Below are 2,118 nucleotides of genomic sequence, written 5' to 3' on the forward strand. Positions count from 1 at the left end.
GGCCGGAGTCGGGGTCCGCGGCGGGGGTCGCGCCCGAAGTGGGGGACTCGGCGGGACCGTCCGTCGGTGGAGTGGCCGGTCCGGCACCGACGCGAGTGCCGGGCACCGTGTCCTCGGGCACCGCGCTGTGCCCCTTGCCGTGCTCGGACCCGGCTCCAACAGGAACCGCGTCCTCCGGCTCATCCTCCCCGAAGTCCGTCCCCTTCTTGAAATCCACTCCCTCGTCCCATGGTTCGTCCTCCGAAGGGGGCCGTCGCAGCAGGGCGATGGAGCCCGAGACGGTGGTCGCCTTCAACCGGCCGTTCCCCGCGCCCAGCCTGCCCGTGATCTTCTTGGCGCCCCATTGGCCGCCGACCCTGAGGTCCTCGAAGGCGCTGGAGACCGTGCCGCTCGCCGAGTCCACCTGGACCTCCGCGTCGGCCGGATGCGGCAGGCGGATGGCGATCTCGCCCGAGATGCTGGTCAGGCTGATGTCGCTGGGCCGCCCCGCCGGGTCGAGGTCGACGATCACGGAACCGCTGACGGACTCGACCCGCACGGAGGGGCTGGAGCCCTCGATGACGGTCAGGTCGCCCGAGACGGAGTTGAGCCGGAGGTCGCCGGTGAGGGCCTGTGCCTCCACGTTCCCCGACACCGTGTCCGCGCGGACCGGGCCGGAGAGTCCCACGAGTGTCGTGTCGCCGGAGATGCCCTTCACCACCGCGCGGCCGTCGACTCCGGAGATCACGGCGGTGGCGCTGACCACGCCGACCTCGACGCGTGTACGTGCCGGAACGGCCAGGGAGACCACCGCGCTGCGGCGCCAGCCCTTGCGGTCGAGCCACTTGAGGAAGCCCTTCCAGGGCAGGTCCTCGTAGGCGACCGTGAGCGTGCCGTCCTCCTGGGTCACCACCAGAGGTGGTCCCTCTATCGAGGACACTTCGAGCCTGGTGGAACCCTCGTCGACCCCCACGACGTTCACCGTTCCATTGGCGATGCGCACATGGAGGGCCGACACCGGTTCGTCGAACGTGAGCTTGCCGGGCTCTGTGACGGACCACTCGGACATGGTGCTGACCTCCTCGGCCGGGGCGGGACACGACACGCCATATCGCGTCTTCCAACAGACACGATATATCGCGGATCCGCGAAGTCAAGGCACTCGTTCTGGTGATCCAGGGGGCACCAGTCGACACAAAACCCAATAATCTGGGCGCATGTCGCCCCACGAGTCGCAGACTCCGCAGCCGCCCGCGCCTCCCGACCGGGCGGCCGGTGCCCTGTTGCTCTGCCGCGCGGAACCCGAGGCCGTCGGCCCGGTCGCCCGACTGCTGCGCGAGCGCATGCTGCTCGCCCGGGCCGGCCCGCGGTGGAGCGTGCTGGTTCCCGAGGGAAAGCCCTGGCTGCACGGCGGCGAACCGGTCGGCCGCGTCCTCACCGGCTGGGCCACCGCCCTGGCTGTCGGCGCCCCCTGGCCCGTACTGGCCCTGTGGTGGGACGCCGACCACGGCGGCTGCATCCTCGCCTCCGGCTTCCGCCGCCCGGTCGGCTACGAGTGGCTCGCAAACGGCACACCCGTGGGTGAGGCCGAGGCCATGCGCGCCCTCGCCGCACGCCTGGGCCTCGACCCGGTCCTGGACCTGCAGTCCCTCGACGGCCTCACGAAACCCGACTCCGATGCCGACGCCCGGGCCCGTCTGCGGGGCCTGCTCGCCGTCCTCACGCGCGCGGGTGTTGCCCTCCCCGCGGGGCTCACCCCGGGCGAACCCGCCGACCGCCTCCGCGAGGCGGCCCTCGCCCGGCCCGACGCACAGTCCCTCGAATGGTCCGGGTGGCGCCACGCCGTCCGCGCGGAACTCGACGTCGTGGAGCGGGGATCACTCGGCCCTTGGCTGCCCTGGGCCGGCACCCCCAGGGCACGCGCCCTGGCACTCGCCCAGGTGACGGCGGGTCTGCCGCTCACCGCCTGGGGTGTGCGCCGACGCAGTGGCGGCTGGATCGCGGCGGGGGCGCTCCTGGTGGCGCACGGGGCGCTCGGACTGGCGTACGACCTCATGCGCCCGCGCGACTGACCGGCGGCGGGCGCCGGAAGCCCGAGCTCACCGGACGGCTGGGCAAGTTCGGGGAGGAGGGCGGGAG

The 2,118-nt window shown here is 72.8% G+C and carries 2 protein-coding genes; one reads left to right on the plus strand and one right to left on the minus strand.

Translation table 11 applies throughout. The features are described from left to right. A partial coding sequence (locus AOK17_RS43955; protein WP_055618257.1) for a DUF4097 family beta strand repeat-containing protein occupies nucleotides 1-1,048 on the minus strand: 1,048 nt, incomplete at its 3' end. A gap of 148 nt (nucleotides 1,049-1,196) precedes the next feature. Between AOK17_RS43955 and AOK17_RS43960 the strand changes: the two genes are divergently transcribed. Continuing rightward, on the plus strand, nucleotides 1,197-2,051 hold the full coding sequence (locus AOK17_RS43960; RefSeq protein ID WP_055618258.1) for a hypothetical protein: 855 nt from the start codon (nucleotides 1,197-1,199) through the stop codon (nucleotides 2,049-2,051). Nucleotides 2,052-2,118 lie beyond the last annotated feature (67 nt).

Origin of the sequence: Streptomyces phaeochromogenes (assembly GCF_001418655.1) — a bacterium.
Classification (GTDB): Bacteria; Actinomycetota; Actinomycetes; order Streptomycetales; family Streptomycetaceae; genus Streptomyces; species Streptomyces phaeochromogenes.